Origin of the sequence: Streptomyces poonensis (assembly GCF_014650915.1) — a bacterium.
Lineage (GTDB): Bacteria > Actinomycetota > Actinomycetes > Streptomycetales > Streptomycetaceae > Streptomyces > Streptomyces poonensis.
This window is the reverse complement of sequence record NZ_BMVW01000003.1, coordinates 73,311-93,003: the sequence shown is the minus strand read 5'-3', so window position 1 is coordinate 93,003 and position 19,693 is coordinate 73,311. Positions and strand designations below refer to the sequence as shown.

General features: G+C 71.7%; 16 protein-coding genes. 11 read left to right on the top strand and 5 right to left on the bottom strand.

Going from position 1 to position 19,693, the window contains the following annotated elements:
• Positions 1-31: 31 nt before the first annotated feature.
• Together IE242_RS10595 and IE242_RS10590 are read right to left on the bottom strand one after the other, a co-directional pair.
• On the bottom strand, positions 32-1,315 hold the full coding sequence (locus IE242_RS10595) for an amidohydrolase (RefSeq protein WP_189857760.1): 1,284 nt from the start codon (positions 1,313-1,315) through the stop codon (positions 32-34).
• Positions 1,312-2,118: a trimeric intracellular cation channel family protein gene (locus IE242_RS10590; protein WP_189857758.1), complete on the bottom strand. Its 807-nt coding sequence runs from the start codon at positions 2,116-2,118 to the stop codon at positions 1,312-1,314. Before IE242_RS10590 ends, IE242_RS10595 begins: the two co-directional genes overlap by 4 nt.
• Before the next feature lie 135 nt (positions 2,119-2,253).
• Here IE242_RS10590 and IE242_RS10585 point away from each other — a divergent pair, with 135 nt between their 5' ends.
• The 6 genes from IE242_RS10585 (at position 2,254) to IE242_RS10560 (ending at position 10,818) form a co-directional block, all read left to right on the top strand.
• Entirely contained in the window at positions 2,254-2,982 is a 729-nt protein-coding gene (locus tag IE242_RS10585; RefSeq protein WP_229858732.1) for an ATP-binding cassette domain-containing protein, read from the top strand.
• A gap of 261 nt (positions 2,983-3,243) precedes the next feature.
• Complete coding sequence (locus IE242_RS10580; RefSeq protein WP_189857755.1) at positions 3,244-5,124, top strand: CocE/NonD family hydrolase; 1,881 nt, start codon at positions 3,244-3,246, stop codon at positions 5,122-5,124.
• Positions 5,125-6,253: 1,129 nt separating this feature from the next.
• Positions 6,254-7,120 carry a thioesterase II family protein gene (locus tag IE242_RS10575; protein WP_189857753.1) on the top strand — a complete coding sequence of 289 codons (867 nt, stop codon included), beginning with the start codon at positions 6,254-6,256 and terminating at the stop codon, positions 7,118-7,120.
• Between the two features lie 492 nt (positions 7,121-7,612).
• A complete protein-coding gene (locus IE242_RS10570) occupies positions 7,613-9,172 on the top strand; it encodes a pectate lyase family protein (RefSeq protein WP_189857751.1) in 1,560 nt (519 codons plus the stop codon).
• A 127-nt stretch (positions 9,173-9,299) separates the two neighbouring features.
• Positions 9,300-9,647, top strand: coding sequence for an IclR family transcriptional regulator domain-containing protein (locus tag IE242_RS37605; protein ID WP_229858730.1), 348 nt, complete (start codon positions 9,300-9,302; stop codon positions 9,645-9,647).
• Between the two features lie 85 nt (positions 9,648-9,732).
• Positions 9,733-10,818 (top strand): maleylacetate reductase, encoded by a 1,086-nt coding sequence (locus IE242_RS10560; protein ID WP_189857750.1) that lies wholly within the window; start codon positions 9,733-9,735, stop codon positions 10,816-10,818.
• Here IE242_RS10560 and IE242_RS37600 read toward each other — a convergent pair.
• A complete protein-coding gene (locus IE242_RS37600; protein ID WP_229858728.1) occupies positions 10,790-11,710 on the bottom strand; it encodes a helix-turn-helix transcriptional regulator in 921 nt (306 codons plus the stop codon). The two genes, IE242_RS10560 and IE242_RS37600, sit on opposite strands and share 29 nt — an antisense overlap.
• A gap of 360 nt (positions 11,711-12,070) precedes the next feature.
• Between IE242_RS37600 and IE242_RS10550 the strand changes: the two genes are divergently transcribed.
• Complete coding sequence (locus tag IE242_RS10550; protein WP_229858726.1) at positions 12,071-13,048, top strand: alpha/beta hydrolase; 978 nt, start codon at positions 12,071-12,073, stop codon at positions 13,046-13,048.
• A gap of 22 nt (positions 13,049-13,070) precedes the next feature.
• Here IE242_RS10550 and IE242_RS10545 read toward each other — a convergent pair whose 3' ends face one another.
• The gene (locus tag IE242_RS10545) at positions 13,071-14,051 is read right to left on the bottom strand and encodes a helix-turn-helix transcriptional regulator (protein WP_189857746.1); all 981 of its coding nucleotides are present in this window, start codon (positions 14,049-14,051) and stop codon (positions 13,071-13,073) included.
• Between the two features lie 291 nt (positions 14,052-14,342).
• Between IE242_RS10545 and IE242_RS10540 the strand changes: the two genes are divergently transcribed.
• From IE242_RS10540 to IE242_RS10525, 4 genes are all read left to right on the top strand, one after another.
• Positions 14,343-14,732 carry a hypothetical protein gene (locus IE242_RS10540; protein ID WP_189857744.1) on the top strand — a complete coding sequence of 130 codons (390 nt, stop codon included), beginning with the start codon at positions 14,343-14,345 and terminating at the stop codon, positions 14,730-14,732.
• 121 nt (positions 14,733-14,853) lie between these two features.
• On the top strand, positions 14,854-16,566 hold the full coding sequence (gene ctaD, locus IE242_RS10535) for an aa3-type cytochrome oxidase subunit I (protein ID WP_444545823.1): 1,713 nt from the start codon (positions 14,854-14,856) through the stop codon (positions 16,564-16,566).
• Entirely contained in the window at positions 16,563-16,970 is a 408-nt protein-coding gene (gene ctaF / locus IE242_RS10530) for an aa3-type cytochrome oxidase subunit IV (RefSeq protein ID WP_189857742.1), read from the top strand. Before ctaD ends, ctaF begins: the two co-directional genes overlap by 4 nt.
• A 9-nt stretch (positions 16,971-16,979) precedes the next feature.
• Positions 16,980-17,987 (top strand): SDR family oxidoreductase, encoded by a 1,008-nt coding sequence (locus tag IE242_RS10525; protein ID WP_189857740.1) that lies wholly within the window; start codon positions 16,980-16,982, stop codon positions 17,985-17,987.
• Here IE242_RS10525 and qcrB read toward each other — a convergent pair.
• Complete coding sequence (qcrB, locus tag IE242_RS10520) at positions 17,960-19,600, bottom strand: cytochrome bc1 complex cytochrome b subunit (protein ID WP_189857738.1); 1,641 nt, start codon at positions 19,598-19,600, stop codon at positions 17,960-17,962. The genes IE242_RS10525 and qcrB overlap by 28 nt on opposite strands.
• Positions 19,601-19,693: the final 93 nt, after the last annotated feature.

Below are 19,693 nucleotides of genomic sequence, written 5' to 3'. Positions count from 1 at the left end.
GCGGGCCGGGGCCGAGGTCCTGGCGCTCGGATCAGGTGTTCTTCCCGCCGAGCCAGGCCAGGGCGGCGACCGTGAGCGCGCTGACACCGGTGTCGAGGGTGGGCTGGACGACGGGGGCGAAGGCGGGGGAGTGGTTGACCGGGATGTCCTGCTGGACGGTGCCGCGTCCGGCGGCGGTCCGGTACGTGCCGGGGTCCACGCAGCCGATGCCCCAGTAGGCGAACGGGATGCCGAAAGCGTCCGGGATCTTGCTGAAGTCCTCGCTCGCCGTCTGCAGTGCGATGGTCCCCGCGTCGTCGCCGAAGTGGGCGCGGAAGGCCCTGTCCAGCCGCTCGGCCACCCCCGCGTCGTTGACGGTCGGGGGGAACTCGCCGAGCCGCTCGATCAGGGGCTCCTTCGGCGCGCCCGAGGCGGCGGCCTCGGCGTCGACGCAGCGCCGGACCGCGTCGAGGACCGTTCTGCGGGTCGTGTCGTCGTAGGTGCGGATGTTGAGCTCGATCACCGCCGACTCGGGGATGACGTTGGGGCTGGTACCGGCGACGATGCTGCCCACGGTCAGCGCGGCCGGTGTGGTGGGGGCCAGTTCCCGGGAGACGATGGTCTGCAGGCGTACGACGCACATCGCGGCCATCACGACCGGGTCGATGCCCGCCTGTGGCATGGAGCCGTGGGCGCCCCGTCCGAAGAGGGTGATGCGCAGGTTGTCGGCGGCGGAGAGGAAGGGACCGGGCCGGACGCCCACGCAGCCGGCGGGGAGCGGCAGCACGTGCTGGGCGAAGGCGACGTCCGGCCGGGGGATGCGGTCCACGAGACCGTCGTCGAGCATGGCGTCGGCGCCGTCGCCCCGCTCCTCGGAGGGCTGGAAGAGAGCGACGACCGTGCCCTGCCAGACGTCCTTCGCTTCGGCCATGAGCGCGGCGAAGCCGAGGAGGCAGGTGATGTGCATGTCGTGGCCGCACGCGTGCATCACCGGCTGTGCGTGGCCCCCCGGCCCGGTCGTGGTCACCGTCGAGGCGTAGGGGAGGCCCGTGGCCTCCTGGACGGGCAGGGCGTCCATGTCGGCGCGGAACAGCACGGTGGGGCCTTCGCCGTTCGCCAGGACGCCGACGACCCCCGTCCCCCCGATGCCCTCGGTCACCCGGTAGCCCCAGTGGCGCAGACGCTCCGCCACCCGGCCCGCGGTGCGGTGCTCGTCGAGGCCGAGCTCGGGGTGGGCGTGCAGGTCCTTGTAGAACGCCTCGGCGGCGTCCCGGATCCCGGGCAGCCCGGCGAGCACCGTGCCGAGGGGTGAGGACGAGGTCGAGGACGAGGTCATGAAGTCGGCCCTTTCGTTCGGTTGTTCTTCCGGACCGTCCGGCTCTTGCGCAGGACGCGGTTGCGCGCGGCGCCGACCGTACGCCCGGCTGTGCCGGCGGTACGCCGCACGGTGCCGCCGGCACGCCGTGTCGAGCGGCGTACCGCGTGCACGGCGGTGCGAGGTTCCAGCGGCAGCCCGCCGGGCAGGTACCAGCCCCGCCGGTACGCCACCACGCGGAAGACCACGGCCAGCAGCACTCCGCAGACGACGGCCGCGCCGGGATGGCCCGTCCGGTGGAGGAGGACGTACGCGCCCGACACCGCCAGAGCCACGGTCGCGTACAGCCCGTTGCCGCCGAAGACCGCGGGGACGCGCCGGAGCAGCAGGTCGCGCACGGCGCCGCCGCCCACGGCCGTGATGGTGCCCAGCAGCACGGCGGGCAGCCACGCGAGCCCGGCCGCGAGGGTCTTCTGGGCGCCGGCGACCGACCAGAAACCGATCACCGCGGCGTCCAGCACGACGAACATCCTGTGCCACAGCTCCTCGCCGATGGAGAAGACGAAGGCCAGGAACGCTCCCGCGAAAGCGACGGGCAGATAGGCCGGATCGGTGAGCGCGACAGGCGTGCCGTGCTGGAGCAACGTGTCTCGGACGATTCCTCCGCCCAGGCCCGAGACGGTGCCCACCGCGAGGTAGCCGAAGAGGTCCAGCCCTTCGGCCCGGGCGACCACACCCCCCAGCAGAGCGCAGACGAGGACACCGGCCAGGTCCAGCCAGCGCGTCGCCGCGTCGAGGCCGTCCAGCGACAGCACGAGTGTCATCCGGTCACCTGCCGTCACCACCGTCACCTACCGGATCTGAGCACGAGCTGCCGGTCCGCGCAAACGGCACAAAACGGCGCCCTTTGCGGTGACAAGTGACCCAATGTCAAGAACAGGTAAAACGCGTGCGGCGGGGTGACCTCGCTGATCGGCCCCGACGGCGCGGGCAAGTCCATCCTGCTCACCCTGCTCGGGCGGCTGACCGATCCCACTTCGGGCACGGTGCCGCTGGACGGCGCCGACGTGCACCGGGCGTCCTCGACCGAGATCGTCCGCAAGCTCGCCGCCCTCCGCCAGGAGAACCACTCCACCGTCCGCGTCACCGTCCGCGACCTCGTCGCCCTCGGCCGGTTCCCGCACGGCCGCGGCCGCCTCACCCCCGAGGGCGTCGTCCACATCGACCGCGCCCTGGACTTCCTCGACCTCGCCGGACTGTCGGGCCGCCACCTCGACCAGCTCTCCGGCGGCCGGCGCCAGCGTGCCCACGTCGCCATGGTGCTCGCCCAGGACACCGACTACGTCCCGCTGGACGAACCACTGAACAACCTCGGCATCAAGCACGGCGTACGCATGACGGAACGGCTCCGGGCCGGCGCCGACGATCTCGGCAAGACCGTGGTCCTGGTCGTCCACGACATCGACATCGCCGCCGGTCACCCCGACCGCATCCTGGCCCTGCGCGACGGGGCACTCGCGGCCCACGGCACGCCCGCCGAGCTGATGGACCCGGAGATCCCGAGCGGCATCTTCGACACCCCGGGCCGGGTCCACGAGGTGGGACGGGCGGCCGCCGGCCGTCCATCACCGCTGAGGTGGCCGTCGGCGGGTCACATCGGTAACACGCTTTACACATCGCGCCGATGACGAATTCTCAGGTTGATCATAGGATCCCTCGTCGTCGGCCCGAGTCCGCTCGAGTTCGCGCCCGCACCCGCGCCCGCGGCACAACGTCCCGCGTGCGCGCGTGCGCCGCGTCCGTCCGTGCGCCCGCCCGTCGTCGCCTCGCCGAAGGCGGGCCGGGGCCGCTGCACCACCGGCACTACCGGCACTACCGGCACCAACGGCACTACCAGCACTACTGGAACCACCTGCACCACCCCGTACTCATCATTCCGGGAGGAGCACGTGAAAAGACGTCGCACGGCCGCCTGGGCCGCCTCGGCACTCGTCGCCACCCTCACATTCACCGGCACGCTCACCGTCCCCGCCGCCACGGCGCAGGAGCGTGCACAGGCGCGCCCGGGGTCGGTGGCCACCGCCACCGACCCCGTCACCCACGAGGAGAACGACCGCGTCCCGGAGGGCTCGGTCTGGACCCAGCACTACTTCCCGTCCTCGGACGGCTCCGGCACCGAACTGCACGCCGACGTCCTGCTGCCCGAGGGACTGCGCAAGGGCAAAAGGGTCCCCGTCATCCTGTCCGTGGGCCCGTACTTCGGGCACTCCGGGCAGACCGGCCCCGAAGGCTGGACGCACACCGGACCCTCGTCCCGCTTCCAGGACTTCATCGAGGGCGCCGACGTCTTCGACAACGGCTACGCCTTCGTCATGGTGGACCTGCGCGGCTTCGGCGGCTCCACCGGCTGCCTCGACTGGGCGGGCCCCGGCGAGCAGGCCGACGTGAAGGCCGCGATCGACTGGGCCGCGAAGCAGCCCTGGTCCACCGGCAAGGTGGGCATGTACGGCAAGTCGTACGACGCCGTCACGGGCCTTATCGGCAACAACCTGGACCAGCGCGCGCTCAAGGCGGTCGTCGCCCAGGAGCCCGTCTGGGACATGTACCAGTACATCTACTCGAACGGCGTGCCCCGCCCGAACGTCACCGGCACCGCCGGCGCGTACAACTCCATAGCCACCACCGCCCCGTTGGCGGACGACGACCCGCGCTACCAGGCCAACGCCCGGTACGAGGAGAGCCACCCGGAGTGCCTCACGGAGAACTCGGCCGGGTACCGCATAGCCGACCAGCGGGACCCGCACTGGAAGGCCCGCGACCTCGCGAAGCTGGCCGAGGGCAGTGACACCCCGCTGTTCGTCACCCAGGGCTTCATCGAGAACAACACCAAGCCCGAGGAGATGGAGGAGTACCTCGACAACCACCGGGGTGTCGAGCGCGGCTGGCTCGGCCAGTGGGACCACGTGCGCGGCGGCGACCGCGTCAGCGACGGGCGCCTGGCCATGGGCCGTGAGGGCTGGTACGAGGAGACGCTCTCCTTCTTCGATCAGTACCTCAAGGGTGTCAGGCCGGCGGTCCGCTACCCGGCCTACGTCGTCGAGGACAACACCGGCGCCTGGCGTGCGCAGAAGAAGTGGCCGGTCGTCGAACGGTCCGTCACCCTCCCGCTCGGCGGCGGCTCGTACGTGGACGACGGCGGCGCCTCCGCGAGCGCGGCCCTGGCCGAGTCCGGCGACGCGGCACCGCGGACGCTCGACAAGCCGTCACCGTACGGCGAGTGGGACATGGAGAACGCGCCCAGGACCGACCGGGTCGCCCCGAAGGGCCTGGCCGGGGAGCAGGCCGAGCGCCAGCAGGCCGGTGAGACCACGTCCAGCTTCTTCGTGTGGTCCAAGCCGCTGAAGCGGGACGTGCGCGTCACCGGCACCCCGCGGGTCTCCCTCACCGCGAGGGGCGAGGGCAACGTCATGCTCAAGCTGTACGACGTCGCCCCGGACGGCACCGCCGTCATGTTCGACGAGCAGGTCTCCCTGCTGGACTCGGGCCGCCTGGCCGTCGACCTCAAGGCGACCGACTGGACCCTGGCGGCCGGGCACGTGCTGGCCGTGGAGATCGGCTCCGTCCAGACCGGCTCGTGGCGCGACACGCCCTCCGGCGAGACGATCGAGGTCAGGGGCGCGCAGCTGAAACTGGCCCTGGACGACCCGGCCGACGACGTCGCCACCGCCGGTGACCGCTCGCCGTTCCTGGACACGTATCTGCGCCAGTACACGGTGAACCTGCCGGCCGGTCCCGGGACGTTCACGGTCGTTCCCGGGGGCCGCCTCTGATCTCCGTGATCTCCGGGGGCCGCCGCTGATGCCCGGCGGCCATCACTGATACTCCGGGCCGGCGCCGGCCACTACGGCGTTCCGGGCACCATGCGGAACGCCGGGCCGGCGCCGGTTCGTCGTCAGGACCGGGAAAGGTGAACCTCATCGATGACCGCGACCGTTCCAACCGCTGAGAAACCAAGACAGCATCGAAGCTGTCCGTCTCTGCGAACGGAGAGCGAATTGGTCGCAGGCGGAGCTGCAACGAGGCTGTGAAAGTCCAGCAACTGGCCGAGCGAATGCTCACACATTTCGGCTACGGCAAGGAAAGCGCCGAGGTCTGCCGCATCCGATCAGAGACGCGACGCGGAGTTCGCCGTGGCGGGCACCGTCGGCGACGGGTATCGAGCGGGCGGCTGAACTGGCCGATTCCCCGCAGTGGTGCGCCGCAGCGGGCGACACCGGAATAATTCTGTCCGCGACCATCCGCTGTTCAATGCGGAAGGATTGCTGCTGATTCACGCAAGCGTCGGTACAGGTGATGTGGCGAGAAACCCTGCTTGACCGGTGACACCTCCTCGACGAGGCTGGCACCCGGTTTCCGGATGCCTCTGCCGGGTGCCCGGCTACTTACTTTTCCGTGTCGACTGCTATGTCGACTGCTATGCCGACTGTTTCCATCACCTGGTTCGAATTCGATGTCACCTTTCTGGCCATGACCTCGTTCGAATACGCATCGGATCACGGCGGAGCGGAGGGGATGCGATATGGCCGCGAAACCACCCCGGACCGCTGCCGACGTACCCCGCGTCGGCACGTCCAGTGCATTGAGGCGGCACGGCTCCTTCTCGCGCCGGGAGACTGAGAACACGCACGACACGCTCACGGCCCTCAAGCAGTACGCCGCTGGGCCCGACCGGCATGGCCGTTGAGTCCGCGGTGGTCGAGTCCACGGCTGCCGAGCCCGCGATCCCTGAGCCCACGATCCGTCGAGCCCACGACCCCTGAAACCACGACGACCCCTGAGACCACGACGACTCCTGAATCCACGCCCCCTGAACCCAGGGCCACCGAACCCAGGGCCACCGAACCCAGGGCCACCGACCTGGGATCGCCAAGCCCGCGGCCCCGATCCGGAGGAGACCACATGACCGGCCGCCCCCGCGCCCACGAGCCCGTCCGGTCCGGGACAGCCGTCTCACGGTGGCTGCTGCGGCGCACGGTCCTGCCCGACCCGGCGCTGCGGATGATCTGCTTCCCCCACGCCGGAGGGGCCGCCACCTTCTTCCACGGCTGGCAGGACCGGGTGCCACCCGGCGTGGAGGTCGCCGCGGTCTGCTACCCGGGGCGCCAGAGCAGGATCGTCGAGCCTCCGCTCACCTCCATGGACGAGCTCGCCGACGGCATCCATGCCGTGCTGGGCGAAGTGCTGGACCGTCCGCTGGCGCTGTTCGGCCACTGTATGGGCGCCGTGGTCGCGTACGAGGTGGCCGTCCGGCTGGCGGAACGCGACGGCGTAGGCCCGGCGGCCCTCCTGGTGTCCGGGCACCCCGCGCCCCATCTCTGCGCGAGCGGTCCCCCACTGCCGACCGCCGTGGACGACACGGAGATCGTCGCGCTCGCCACCGCCGTGGACCCGCTCCTGCGGGCGTCACCCGAGTTGCTGGACCTGGCCCTGCCCGCCCTGCGTGCCGATCACACCCTGCTCCGCGCCTACCGTCCGGCACGCTGCCCCGTGATCCCCGTACCCGTGGTCGGTTACCGGGGTGTCGACGACCCCCGGACCACGGACGGTGACATGCGTGCGTGGAGCGCGCTGACCAGCTCCGGTTTCCGGCTGCGCACGCTGCCCGGGGACCACTTCTATCTGGTCGCCCGGCAGGCAGACCTGGTGGCCGACGCCATGGACACCGTGACCGCCGCTCAGAGGGGTGGGCACGGAAGCAACCGGCAAGCCAGGGATCAGCGAGTCACGGACCAGCGAACAAGCGTGCAGCACGGAAGGAACCAGTGACCGTGACGCGGAGACCGAACCCGCCGTACCCGCTGTTCGCCCGTCTCTCACGGACGGTCGCACGCTGCGCCGACGCCTGCCGGCGCCGGCGTCTGCGATGTTCTGTGGAGGAACTGAGTTTCACATTTCTGAACAGGGTCTACGGGGTCGCGTCCGTGCCCATCGTCTGATACTCGCTGACGGTACCGGCTTCGTCGACGGCGTCGAGCGCGGCGCCGGCCCGGCATGTGCACCCGGTCCTCGGACACGTACATGAAACGGCGGACCACATTCCGCAACCGTACGGAACCTTGTCAGTCGAGTGGGCGTCACCCTATTCTCGCGGCGGAAAGCGCTTTCTCCTCGCGCATGAGCCGCTGTCCACCCCGCGCGAGGCTCCCCGTCGAACGGCCTGCGGGTGCGGGCGTACCTATGACATGACATGAGCACGACATGCGCCCGGGCATGCCGCAGCAGCAGGACCCAGCACGAGAAGACCGAAGGGACACGAGGATGAGACGACCAGTCGCACTGAGACTCACCGCGGCGCTGGCCACCGCGGCCGCCGCGGCCGCGACCACCGCGGTGCTGTCGGCGCCCACGGCGTCGGCGGCGGTGACCGGCAGCGCCACCGGCTACGCGACCCAGAACGGCGGCACCACCGGCGGCGCGGGCGGCCAGACGGTACGGGCCACCACGGGCACCGCGATCCACCAGGCCCTGTGCAGCCGGGCCTCCAGCAGCACCCCGATCACCATCGAGGTCGAGGGGACCATCAACCACGGCAACACCGCCAAGGTGTCGGGCAGCAGCTGCAGCACCGCCGCCGGAGTGATCGAGCTCAAGCAGATAAGCAACGTCACGATCGTCGGGGTCGGCGGCGGAGCCGTCTTCGACCAGCTGGGCATCCACATCCGCGAGTCCAGCAACATCATCATCCAGAACGTGACCGTCAAGAACGTCAAGAAGTCGGGCTCGCCCACCTCCAACGGCGGTGACGCCATCGGCATGGAGAGCGGCGTCCGCAACGTCTGGGTCGACCACGTCAGCCTGGAGGCGTCGGGCGGGGAGTCGGAGGGCTTCGACGGCCTCTTCGACATGAAGGACGACACCAAGTACGTGACGCTGTCCTACAGCACCCTGCGCAACTCCGGCCGCGGCGGCCTCATCGGGTCCAGCGAGAGCGACACCTCCAACAGCTTCATCACCTTCCACCACAACAAGTACGAGAACATCGACTCCCGGGCGCCCCTGCTGCGCGGCGGCACGGCCCACATCTACAACAACCACTACGTGAGCCTGAACGAGTCCGGCATCAACTCCCGGGCCGGCGCCAAGGCCAAGGTGGACAACAACTACTTCGAGGACTCCAAGGACGTCCTCGGCACCTTCTACACCGACGCGGCCGGCTACTGGCAGGTCAGCGGCAACATCTTCGACAACGTGACCTGGTCCGAGCCCGGCGAGGACAACAACCCGGCCGGCCCGAACCCGCAGTCCAACACCAGCGTCAGCATCCCCTACGCCTACAGCCTCGACGCGGCCAACTGCGTGCCGAGTGTCGTGAGCCAGACGGCGGGCGCCAACAAGGGCCTGAAGGTCTCCGACGGCAGCTGCTCGCCGCAGAACCCGACGCCCACCCCGGACCCGACCGACCCCACGCCCGACCCCACCGACCCCACGCCGGACCCGACCGATCCCCCCACCGGCACCAACCTCAGCATCGGCGCCGGCTCCGACGGCTCCAGCAAGGCCGACGGGACGAGCTACGGCAACGTGCGGGACGGTGACCTGAGCACCTACTGGTCGCCGGCCGGCTCGACCGGTTCCGTCTCGGTCAAGTGGGGGTCCGCCACCACCGTCTCCAAGATCAACATTCGGGAGGCGTCGGGCTCGACGGGCGCCATCGGGGCGTACCGGGTCCTCAACGCAGACACCGGCGCCGTCCTGAAGTCCGGTAGCGGGGCGGGCGTCATCACCTTCCCCAGCACCTCGCTGAAGAAGATCACCTTCGAGATCACCAGCTCGTCCGGCACCCCGAAGGTCGCCGAGTTCGAGACCTACGCCGGCTAGCGGCGCGGTCCCGCGGTCCGTCCGGGACCGGGACAGAGACCGGCATGCCCCGGCCGCTGTCCGCCGGGGTCCCGGACGGCCTGCCGCACCCGGCGGCAGCCGCGTTTCCCGGCACCGTGTGCGACCGGTGACGCGGCGGGCCCGACACGTGGAGGGCGGCAGCGGCCCGGCGTTCCGTGACGGAGAGCCGTCCGGTGCCCGCCTGGCCCGCCCAGGCGGGGGTCCGTACCCTGCACGCCATGCTCGCGCCGAACTGGCCCGTGCCGCCCGCAGCGGCTTCGCCGTCCACCAGGACCGCTCCGAGCGGGGCCCGGTCGCGGTGGGCGTCCCGGTCCGCGGGGAGGACGGTTCGGCGGTGGCGGGCCTGTCGGTGTCCATGCCGGGCGTACGGTACGACCCACGCCGGCTCCGCTCCCTGGTCGCGACCCTCGACGCGGCGGCGCGGGCGCTGGAGGCGGACCTGGCCGCGGGCTGAGCGACCGCCGGGCCGGCCGACGGCGGGCACCCACCCCGGCGACCTGACCCGACACCCGACACGGACCCGACGGAGGCACACGCTCATGACCCGGCCGTCTCACCTGTCCCCGCCACCCCGGCCCACCGACCACGGGATCGTGGTCCACGAGACGCCCCCCGCCCGCGTCCTCCTCGGCCCCGGCGCCCGGCACCGGATCCCGGAGGAGGCCGAACGGCTCGGCGCCCGGCGGGTGCTGCTCGTCGCCACCGGCTCCGCGAAGGCCGCGGCCGACGCGCTCGCCGACGCACTCGGCGGGCGACTGGCGGCGCGCTTCGGCCGGCCCGTCGCGCACACCCCGGTGGGTGTGACGGCCGAAGCCATGGAGGTCGTACGGGAGGCCGCCGCCGACGCCGTCGTCGCGCTCGGCGGCGGCTCGGCCGTCGGCCTGGCCAAGGCGCTGTCGGCACGCACCGGCATGCCGCAGCTCGCGGTGCCCACCACTTACGCGGGCTCCGAGGTGACCCCCGTCCTCGGCGAGACGGAGAACGGTGTGAAGACCACGCGCCGCGACCCGGCCCTCACCCCCGGGACGGTCGTCTACGACCCCGAGCTGACCCTGACGCTGCCGGCCGGCCTCACCCGCACCAGCGCCCTCAACGCCCTGGCCCACGCGATCGAGGCACTGTGGGCGCCGGACGCGAGCGCCTTCACGGACGCACTCGCCACCGAGGCGGTGGACGGCATCCTCACCGCGCTCCCCGAGGTGCTCGCGGAACCGTCCGGCCCGGCGGGCCGCGTCCGGCTCCAGGAATCCGCGTGGCTGGCCGGGCTCTGCCTGGCCCGGACCCGGATGGGGCTCCACCACCAGCTGGCGCACGTCCTCGGCGGCACCTTCGACCTGCCGCACGCCGAGCTGCACGCGCTGCTCCTGCCGCATGTGCTCGCCTTCAACCTCCCCGCGGCTCCGGCGGCGGACGCCCGGCTGCGGCGGATCACCGGGGACGACGACCCGGTCGCGGTGGTCGGCCGGCTGGCCCGCGGGCACGACGGCCCGACCACGCTCGGCGCGCTCGGCGTCCCGCGCGACGGCCTGCGCGCCGTCGCCGAACGCGTCACCGAACGGCCGTACCCGAACCCGCGTGCCCCGGAGACCGGCGCACTCACCCGGCTGCTGGAGCGGGCCTGGTGACACCGGGGGCCCGTCGGCCGGCCCGTCCACCGCTGTCCGCCGCCCACGTCCAGGCCGGCGCTTCGCGCAGGGCCAGTTCCTGCCACTCCTTGGGAGACATGCCGTAGGTCTCCTTGAAGAGCCGGCTGAAATGGGAGGGGCTGGTGAATCCCCAGCTCTGCGCCACCGCGGCCACGGTACGTCTGCGGCCGGACGGCCTGCTCAGTTCCAGCCGGCAGACCTCGAGCCTGTGCTGCCGTATCCACGCGCCGACCGTGGTGCCGTCGCTCCGGAACAGCTTGTGCAGATAGCGGACGGAGATGTGATGGGCCCGGGCGATCGTCTCGGGCGACATCCCGGAGTCCCCCAGATGCTCGCCGATGTACTGCTGGACGCGCCCCAGCATCTCGTCGGCCGCGGTCGACACCACGGGACGGTGCTTGCTCAGGAGGTCCTGCACGAGAACGGTGATCAGGTCGAGGGCGTTGAGTGCGAGCCTCCCGCCCCCTGTCGCGCCGGTCCGTGCGGCGTGCGGCTCCGCTGCGGCGGCGAGTGCCGTGAGCAGCTGCGAGACGAGTGCGGCGATGCCGTCGCCGCCGCTCACATGACGGTCCGTCAGAGAGCGGACGTCGTCCGCGGGAACGCCCAGGTGGGAGCAGGGGACCTGGAAGAAGGTGAGCCGGTCGCCGTACCGGGTGAGACGGGGCGGCAGCGAGCCCGCCGCGAGGAGCAGGTCGCCGCGCTCCAGGGTGAGGTGCCGGCCGTCCAGTACGAGGGATTCCGGTCCGGCCGAGTGGAGACCGACGTACAGGCACTCCTCGTTCCCCGACTGCGGCAGCCACCGGAGGGACAGGAAGCGCGCGTGTGCCCGCTGTCCGGGGCCAGTGCCGTCCTGTGTCGTCGGTTGTCCCACGGTCTCTCCTCGCACGGTGTTCACCAGGAACAGGCGGACCGGGGTTCCGCACCGGTCCTCGCCTGCCTCGGGCAACCGTGTCACTGCCGCGCTGCCCCACCGCGCACGGCTCTTGTCCCTGCACGCAGGGAACACCGGGCCGTGTGCGGGTCCCCCGTGTCCGGGCGTGCGGGGGCGAACTGTGCACGCAGAGGCAAGGGCCGGTACGGCGGACACCACCCGGTTCCCGCCCCTCACCCCTAGGGTGAACACCTGTGCCGGCGCACCGCGTGCGGCACCGAGCGCCTGACTGCCCGGCCGCGCGGGTGCACCAGCCGCTCTTCCGAGCGGCACATGACCGGACCCCGCGCAGGAGTGCTCGTGGAAACAGACGTTCCGGCCCCCGGGGACAGGCCGGTGCTCGAGCGGCGGACGCGTGCCTTCGTCGAGAGCCACGCGTGGCCCGCCTCCGCGACCGCCGACGCCGCCGTCTCCAGGGCCCGCATGGCGGCTCTCTGGAACGGTGCGGGCCGTGCCGACCCCGATGTCGAGGAGGAGTGGCTGGCGCTGCCGGGCGGCGGCGGCCACCGCATCCGGGTGCGGATCCTCCGGCCCGCCGGCGCGGACGAGGCACTGCCGGTCGTGCTGTACCTGCACGGGATGGGCTGGCTGCTGACCGACGCCCACGCGCACCGCGCGCTGGTGGCCGACCTGGTCCTCGGCGCGGATGCCGCCGTGGTGGTCCCCGAGTACGACGTGCCGGGGGACGCCCGTCACCCGGATGCCGTCGAACGCGCGTACACCGTCGCCCGGTGGATCGCCCGGCACGGCGCGGAAGCCGGGCTGGACGGGACCAGGATCGCGGTGGTCGGCGCCAGCGCGGGCGCCCAGCACACGGCCGCGCTCACCCTCGTGGCGCGGGAGCGCGGCGGCCCGGGCTTCCGCCACCAGGTGCTGGTCTGCCCGGTGACCGACGCGGCGATGGACACCCCTTCCTACCGCCGGTTCGCGGACGGGTACTTCCTGACCCGCGCCGCCATGCGCGACTACTGGCAGCAGTACGCGCCGGACCCGCGGGTCCGCACCCACGGCACCGTCTCCCCGCTGCGTGCCCCCGCCCGCTGTCTGGCGGGCCTGCCGCCGGCGCTCGTCCTCACGGCCGAGGCCGACGTGCTCCGCGACGAGGGGGAGGCGTACGCGGCGCGGCTGCGGGAGGCGGACGTCCCGGTGGTGTCGATCCGCTACCACGGCACGATCCACGGCTTCGTCCTGTTCGACCTGCTCCGCGCCACGGACGCGTCGAAGGCGGCGCGTATTCAGGTGACGGACACCCTGCACACCGCCCTGCACACGGCCTGAGCCCGCGCGGGACCCCTCCCGGTCATACGGTCCCGTCCACGGTCATGACGCCGCGGAGCCGCCGCCACTCGCTCGGTGTCACCCCGTAGGCCGCCCGGAAGCGGCGGCTGAAGTGGCTCGGGCTGCTGAATCCGCACCGGGTGGCGACCGCCGCGACGGTGAGACGGTCGTAGCGCGCGGAGGCCAGCATCTGCCGCGCCTTCCCGAGCCGTTCCGTGATGAGCCACTGCTCCAGGCTGATCCCGGCCTCGTTGAGCAGGACGTAGAGACGGCGCACCGAGACGGCGTGCTCGGCGGCGATCCGCTCGGGCGTCAGGTCGCGGTCCGCGAGACGGCGCCGCGCGTACGCCATGATCCGCGTGAGCAGGGTGTCGTCCATGACCGACCTGACCTCGGCGGTCTCCTCGGCGTGCGCGGCCGAGAGCAGCAGGGCGCGGACGAGTTCCGTGGTGGCGGACGCCAGCGACCCCGCGCCGGGATCGGCCTCCAGACGAGCGGGATCGCGGAACACCTCCCGCAGATGGTTCAGGACCAGGCCGTGCAGCGGGCTGGCGCGCAGCCGCAGGGACGCCCTCACCACCGTGTCCACCGGCACGCCGAGCCGGTGCATGTCGAACATCACGGACTGCGACCCCCCGTCGCCCGACCAGCCGTACGCGCGGGCCGACAGCTCGTGGAAGACGCAGATGTCGTCGGAGCCCAGCAGCAGTTGCCGGCCCGACACCTCGGCCCGGTGGACACCGAGGGGCTGCAACGAGACGGAGACGACGGGACTGTTCCGGTGATGGCGTACGTGCCGGGCCGTCCGCCGTACCTCGAAGCCCGAGTTGCGGGTGGCGAAGAGTTCGAGGCCGCCCACCCGCCACAGTTCCATGCGCGCGTGTATGCCGGACCCGGGCTCCTCGTGACGGATGTCATTGGGCACCAGATCGTCCGTCAGCGCATGACGGAACGCCTCCACCCGCTCGCGCGGCGCCACGGTGGTGAGATCGAGCAGCAGCACAGAGCCTCCCCGGAAGAACCACCCCGGCATTCTTCAGCATTGCAGTATCCGCGCGTCTCCGTACCGCGGGCGTTTTTGGTCACTCCCGGGCATGCAGATCCGGTGAACACTGCCGGAAACCGGAAAGGCGCGGCGGACGTCCGGCCGTGCACCATGGCTGCGGGGAGCACTGCGGAAGGTCCCGGTGCCGGGTATCCGCCGGTGGCACCGGCGGATACCCGGCACCGGGACCGGAAGCCGCCGCGGCCGCCGCCCCGCCGAACACGCAACCGTGCACCGCCGGAGGGGGACATGCGGACGGTTCTCGTGGCCGCGACGGGCCTGCCCACCATCGTGCTGACCGCCGCCCTCGTGGTGGTCGTGTGCTTCTGGCTCCTGGTCGCCGCGGGGGCGACGACCGCCGGCAGCTTCGACGCGGACGCGGACCTCGCACCGTGGGGGATGGGCGGCGTACCGGTGACCGTCGCCTTCACCACGCTCATCGCGCTGGCCTGGGGCCTGAGCGTCGGCACTATCAGCCTGCTGGCCGGGCTCGCTCCGGCGGGACCCGCCGAGGGGTTGCTGCGCATGGCCGTACCGTTCGGCGCGCTGCTCGTCGCCTGGCGGCTGACCCGCCTGCTCGTCCGGCTGCTGCACCGCGCGCCCGTACGGCGCCGTCGTCTCCCGTCGTCCCCCGTGTGACCCACGCGAACAGCGCTGCCCGTACCGGCACCGCGAGTGACTTCGGGCGGGTGGTGCCGGTTTCCCGGCCGGTCAGGTGGTCAACTCAGGAGGAGGTGTCGGACCGTGGGAAGAGACGTGCATGACGGCAGTGGACACAGCGGACGCGGCGGACGCGGCGGAGGGCGGCGAGGCCGCCATGCCCGGCGCCACCGCGAGGCCGCTGCGGACGGGCAGGGCCGTGGTGCGGTGGCTGACGACCACGGACCACAAGGTCATCGCCCACCTGTACCTGGTCACGGCCTTCGGGTTCTTCGTGTTCGCCGGGATCCTGGCGATGCTGATGCGGGCCGAACTGGCCCGGCCGGGCATGCAGGTCGTCACCCAGGACCAGTACAACCAGCTCTTCACCGTCCACGGCACGGTGATGATGCTGCTGTTCGCCACCCCCACCTTCGTGGGCTTCGCCAACGCCGTGATGCCCCTCCAGATCGGGGCCCCCGACGTGGCCTTCCCCCGGCTGAACGCCTACACGTACTGGGTGTACCTGTTCGGCGGGCTGATGGTCGTGTCGGGCTTCCTCACCTCACGGGGCGCGGCGTCCTTCGGCTGGTTCGCCTACGCGCCGCTGAACGGCCCCGTCCACACCCCCGGTACGGGCGGTGACCTCTGGACGATGGGGCTGGTGGTGTCCGGGCTGAGCACCATCCTCGGCGCGGTGAACTTCATCGCGACGATCATCTGTCTGCGGGCACCCGGCATGACCCTGTTCCGCATGCCGATCTTCACCTGGAACGTGCTGTTCACCTCGATCCTGGTGCTCCTGGCCTTCCCGGTGCTCACCGCGGCCCTGCTCGCCCTGATGGCCGACCGGAAGTTCGGCGCCCACGTCTACGACCCGGCGAACGGCGGGGCACTGCTGTGGCAGCACCTCTTCTGGTTCTTCGGGCACCCGGAGGTGTACATCGTCGCCCTGCCGTTCTTCGGCATCGTCACCGAGGTCATCCCGGTGTTCAGCCGCAAGCCCGTCTTCGGGTACTTCGGGCTGATCGGTGCCACCGTCGCCATCACGGGCCTGTCCGCCATCGTGTGGGCGCACCACATGTTCGCCACGGGAGGGGTGCTGCTGCCGTTCTTCTCGGTGGCGTCCTTCCTGATCGCGGTGCCCACGGGGGTGAAGTTCTTCAACTGGATCGGCACCATGTGGAGGGGCTCGCTGTCCTTCGAGACGCCGATGCTGTGGGCGCTCGGTTTCCTCGTCACCTTCCTCTTCGGCGGGCTGACCGGTGTCCTCCTGGCCTCCCCGCCCCTGGACTTCCACACCACCGACAGCTACTTCGTCGTCGCCCACATGCACTACGTGCTGTTCGGGACCGTGGTGTTCGCCATGTTCGCCGGGTTCTACTTCTGGTGGCCCAAGTTCACCGGGCGGCTGCTCGGCGAACGGCTCGGGAAGATCCACTTCTGGACGCTCCTCGCCGGATTCCACCTCACCTTCCTGGTGCAGCACTGGCTGGGCGCGCAGGGCATGCCACGGCGGTACGCGGACCACCTGGCCGCCGACGGCTTCACGGCGCTGAACACGACGTCCACCATCGGCGCCTTCCTGCTCGGCACCTCGACACTCCCGTTCCTCTACAACGTGTTCAGGACGGCGCGGTACGGCCGGAAGGTCACCGTCGACGACCCGTGGGGCTACGGCCGCTCGCTGGAGTGGGCCACGTCCTGCCCGCCCCCGCCCCACAACTTCGCCGCCCTGCCCCGTATCCGTTCGGAGTCCCCCGCCTTCGACCTGCACCACCCCCAGCACGCCGAGAAGGCGCACTCCCACTCCCCGGCGGGAGGACGCCGATGACCGCCGAGGCGGCCCTCTTCGCCGGCGTCAGCGCCTTCTTCGCCGTCTGCGCCACGGTCTACGGCTGGTGGGCGGCGGAACCGGCGGGCACCGCCGCGCTGGTGGTCGCCTTCCTGATGGCGGCCCTCGTCTCCTTCTTCCTCCTCCGTCAGCACCGCAGGACGGGGACGCTGCCGCAGAGCCGGAAGGAGGCCGACGTCCACGAGGCCACGGGACCCGTGGCCTTCTTCCCGCCCCGGAGCGCCTTCCCGGTGCTGGCCGCCCTGGGCACGGCCCTCCTGGGGCTGGGCGTGGTCTACGGCCTGTGGCTGTTCCTGATCGGCGTGGGACTCGTCGTCCCGGGCGTGTACGGGTTCGTTTTCCAGTACGGCGACCGTGGTACCGGCACAGGCGCGTCTCAGTGAGGAGTTCCGATGGCACACAAGCAGCAGACCGTGGTGGTGACCGGAGCCAGCGCCGGTATCGGCCGGGCGACGGCCAGGGCGTTCGCCGCCCGCGGGGCGCGGGTCGCCCTGCTCGCCCGGGGCAGGGCGGGCCTGGACGCGGCGGCGGCCGAGGTACGGGAGGCGGGCGGGCAGGCCCTGCCCCTGGTCACCGACATGGCGGAGTGGGAGCAGGTGCGGGAGGCGGCCCGCCGTGCCGAGGAGGAGTTCGGCCCCGTGGACGTCTGGGTGAACAACGCCTTCACATCCGCGTTCGGCAAGTTCACCGACCTCGCGCCGGACGAGTTCCTGCAGACCACCCGGTCGACGTACATCGGTTACGTGCACGGCACCCGGGCCGCCCTCGACCAGATGCTGCCGCGCGACCGGGGCGTCATCGTGCAGGTCGGCTCCGCCCTCGCCTACCGCGGCATCCCCCTGCAGAGCGCCTACTGCGGCGCCAAGCACGCCATTCAGGGCTTCACCGAGTCCCTGCGCTGCGAACTGCTCCACGACAAGTCCCACGTACGCGTCACCATAGTCCAGATGCCGGCCGTCAACACCCCGCAGTTCAGCTGGCTGCGGACGCACCTGCCGCAGCACGCGCAGCCGGTGCCGCCCATCTACCAGCCGGAGGTCGCGGCCGGCGCGGTGCTGCACGCCGCCGACCACCCGCGGCGGCGCGAGTACTGGGTGGGCACCTCCACCGCGCTCACCCTCATGGCGAACGCCGTCGTGCCCGGACTGCTCGACCGGTACCTCGCCCGCACGGGCTTCGACTCGCAGCAGACGGACGCCTTCCCGCCGCCCGGGGGAGAGGGGAACCTCTACGAGCCGGCGGACGGGACCAAGGACTACGGCGCGCACGGCGTCTTCGACGAGCAGGCGCACGCGGTCGCCCCGCAGTGGTGGGCGAGCCGTCACGGCCTCGGCCGGGTGGCCGTCGCGGCCGGCGTGGCGGCGGCGGTCTCCTACGGAGTGCGCCGGCTCACCTCCTGACCCTCGGGACGGGACTCGCCCGTACCCGGAGGGGACTCGTCCGGGTACGGCACCTGATCACGGTAGTACCAGTCGCTCAGCACGGCCTTGAGCCGCTCCCTCTGCTGCGCCGAGGCCCCACGCTCCGCGGGAGGCGGCACAGGACGTACCGGGCGCCGGGCCAGCAGCACGAACCGCTCCTCCGCAGGAACGGGACGGTGGCCCTCCCGGTACGCCCCCTCGACCGACTGCCGCACCTCGCCGGTCTCGTCCCCCTCGCGCAGCCGCTCGCCGTCGCGTTCCTGCAGGGCGAGACACACACGCCGGGTCAGCCAGAACGCCGCCAGGGGACCGAGCAGGACCAGGACGCGCAGGATCCAGGTGAGCCGGTCGACGGACACGTCCAGCAGACGGGCGACGACGTCCTGCCCGCCCGCCAGCAGCAACAGGCCGTAGAACGTGAGGGCGGCGGCTCCCACGGCGGTGCGGACCGGGGCGTCGCGGGGCCGGTCGCACAGGTGCTGTTCGCTCCTGTCCCGGGTGATCCAGCGTTCCAGGAAGGGATACGCGTACAGAACGCCGAAGAACACCAGCGGGAACACCACGGCGGGCAGGAACGGGTTCCAGCTGACGGTGTGGCCCCACAGCCGGGTCTCGAAGCCGGGCAGCAGCCGCATCGCCCCCTCGATGAAGCCCAGGTACCAGTCGGGCTGGGCACCGGTGGACACCTGGTCCGGCCGGTAGGGGCCGTACGCCCAGACGGGGTTGACCTGCGCCACGGCCGCGAGGAGCAGCAGCACACCGGCGACCATGGCCAGCAGACCCGCCGACTGGGCGGTGAACTGCGGGAACATCGGCTTGCCCACCACATTGCGGTTGGTCCTCCCGGCCCCGGCCCACTGGGTGTGCTTCAGCCGGACCACCAGTTGCAGATGCAGGAGGACGGCCGCCAGCAGCGCCCCCGGCAGCAGCAGGATGTGGACCGCGTACAGCCGGGAGACGATCGCGTCCCCGGGGAACTCGCCGCCGAACAGGAACATGCTCAGATACGTGCCGGCGACCGGGACCGAGAGGATGAAGCCCAGCGCGGTGCGCAGCCCGGTCCCCGACAGCAGGTCGTCCGGGAGCGAGTAGCCCGCGAAGCCCTCCAGCACGGTCAGCAGGAAGAGTGTCGTGCCGATCACCCAGTTGACCTCGCGGGGCCGGCGGAAGGCCCCGGTGAAGAACACGCGCAGCATGTGGGCCCCGATCGCGGCGACCATCACCAGCGCGGCCCAGTGGTGCACCTGCCGGACGAGCAGGCCGCCGCGCACGTCGAAACTCACGTGCAGGGTCGAGGCGTACGCCGCGCTCACGCGCACCCCGCGCAACGGCACGTACGACCCCTCGTAGAGCACCTCGTCCATGCCCGGCTGGAAGAAGAGCGTCAGATACACCCCGGTCAGCAGCAGGACCGCGAAGCTGTACAGCGCCAGCTCGCCCAGCAGGAACGACCAGTGGTCGGGGAACGCCTTGCGCAGCAGCGGTCCCGCGGAGTCCACGAGCGGCAGCCGCCGGTCGAGGAAGACGACACCGTTCCCGGCGGCGTCCGGGGTCCTCCGCTTGATACGTGCCCCGCTTCTCGACAGCGGCACGAGCAACACCCCTCACGACGGCACGGTCCGATCACGGTCCGACGGCTCACGGCGAGACAGGACTACCCGCGCGCGTGGTGCGGCGGAGGAGTA

What these genes read in the sequence shown, in the direction of transcription:
- IE242_RS10595 (WP_189857760.1), bottom strand. Translation starts at nt 1,315, where the DNA reads ATGACCTCGTCCTCGACCTCGTCCTCACCCCTCGGCACGGTGCTCGCC.
- IE242_RS10590 (WP_189857758.1), bottom strand. Translation starts at nt 2,118, where the DNA reads ATGACACTCGTGCTGTCGCTGGACGGCCTCGACGCGGCGACGCGCTGG.
- IE242_RS10575 (WP_189857753.1), top strand. Translation starts at nt 6,254, where the DNA reads ATGACCGGCCGCCCCCGCGCCCACGAGCCCGTCCGGTCCGGGACAGCC.
- IE242_RS10570 (WP_189857751.1), top strand. Translation starts at nt 7,613, where the DNA reads ATGAGACGACCAGTCGCACTGAGACTCACCGCGGCGCTGGCCACCGCG.
- IE242_RS10560 (WP_189857750.1), top strand. Translation starts at nt 9,733, where the DNA reads ATGACCCGGCCGTCTCACCTGTCCCCGCCACCCCGGCCCACCGACCAC.
- IE242_RS10540 (WP_189857744.1), top strand. Translation starts at nt 14,343, where the DNA reads ATGCGGACGGTTCTCGTGGCCGCGACGGGCCTGCCCACCATCGTGCTG.
- ctaD (WP_444545823.1), top strand. Translation starts at nt 14,854, where the DNA reads ATGACGGCAGTGGACACAGCGGACGCGGCGGACGCGGCGGAGGGCGGC.
- ctaF (WP_189857742.1), top strand. Translation starts at nt 16,563, where the DNA reads ATGACCGCCGAGGCGGCCCTCTTCGCCGGCGTCAGCGCCTTCTTCGCC.
- IE242_RS10525 (WP_189857740.1), top strand. Translation starts at nt 16,980, where the DNA reads ATGGCACACAAGCAGCAGACCGTGGTGGTGACCGGAGCCAGCGCCGGT.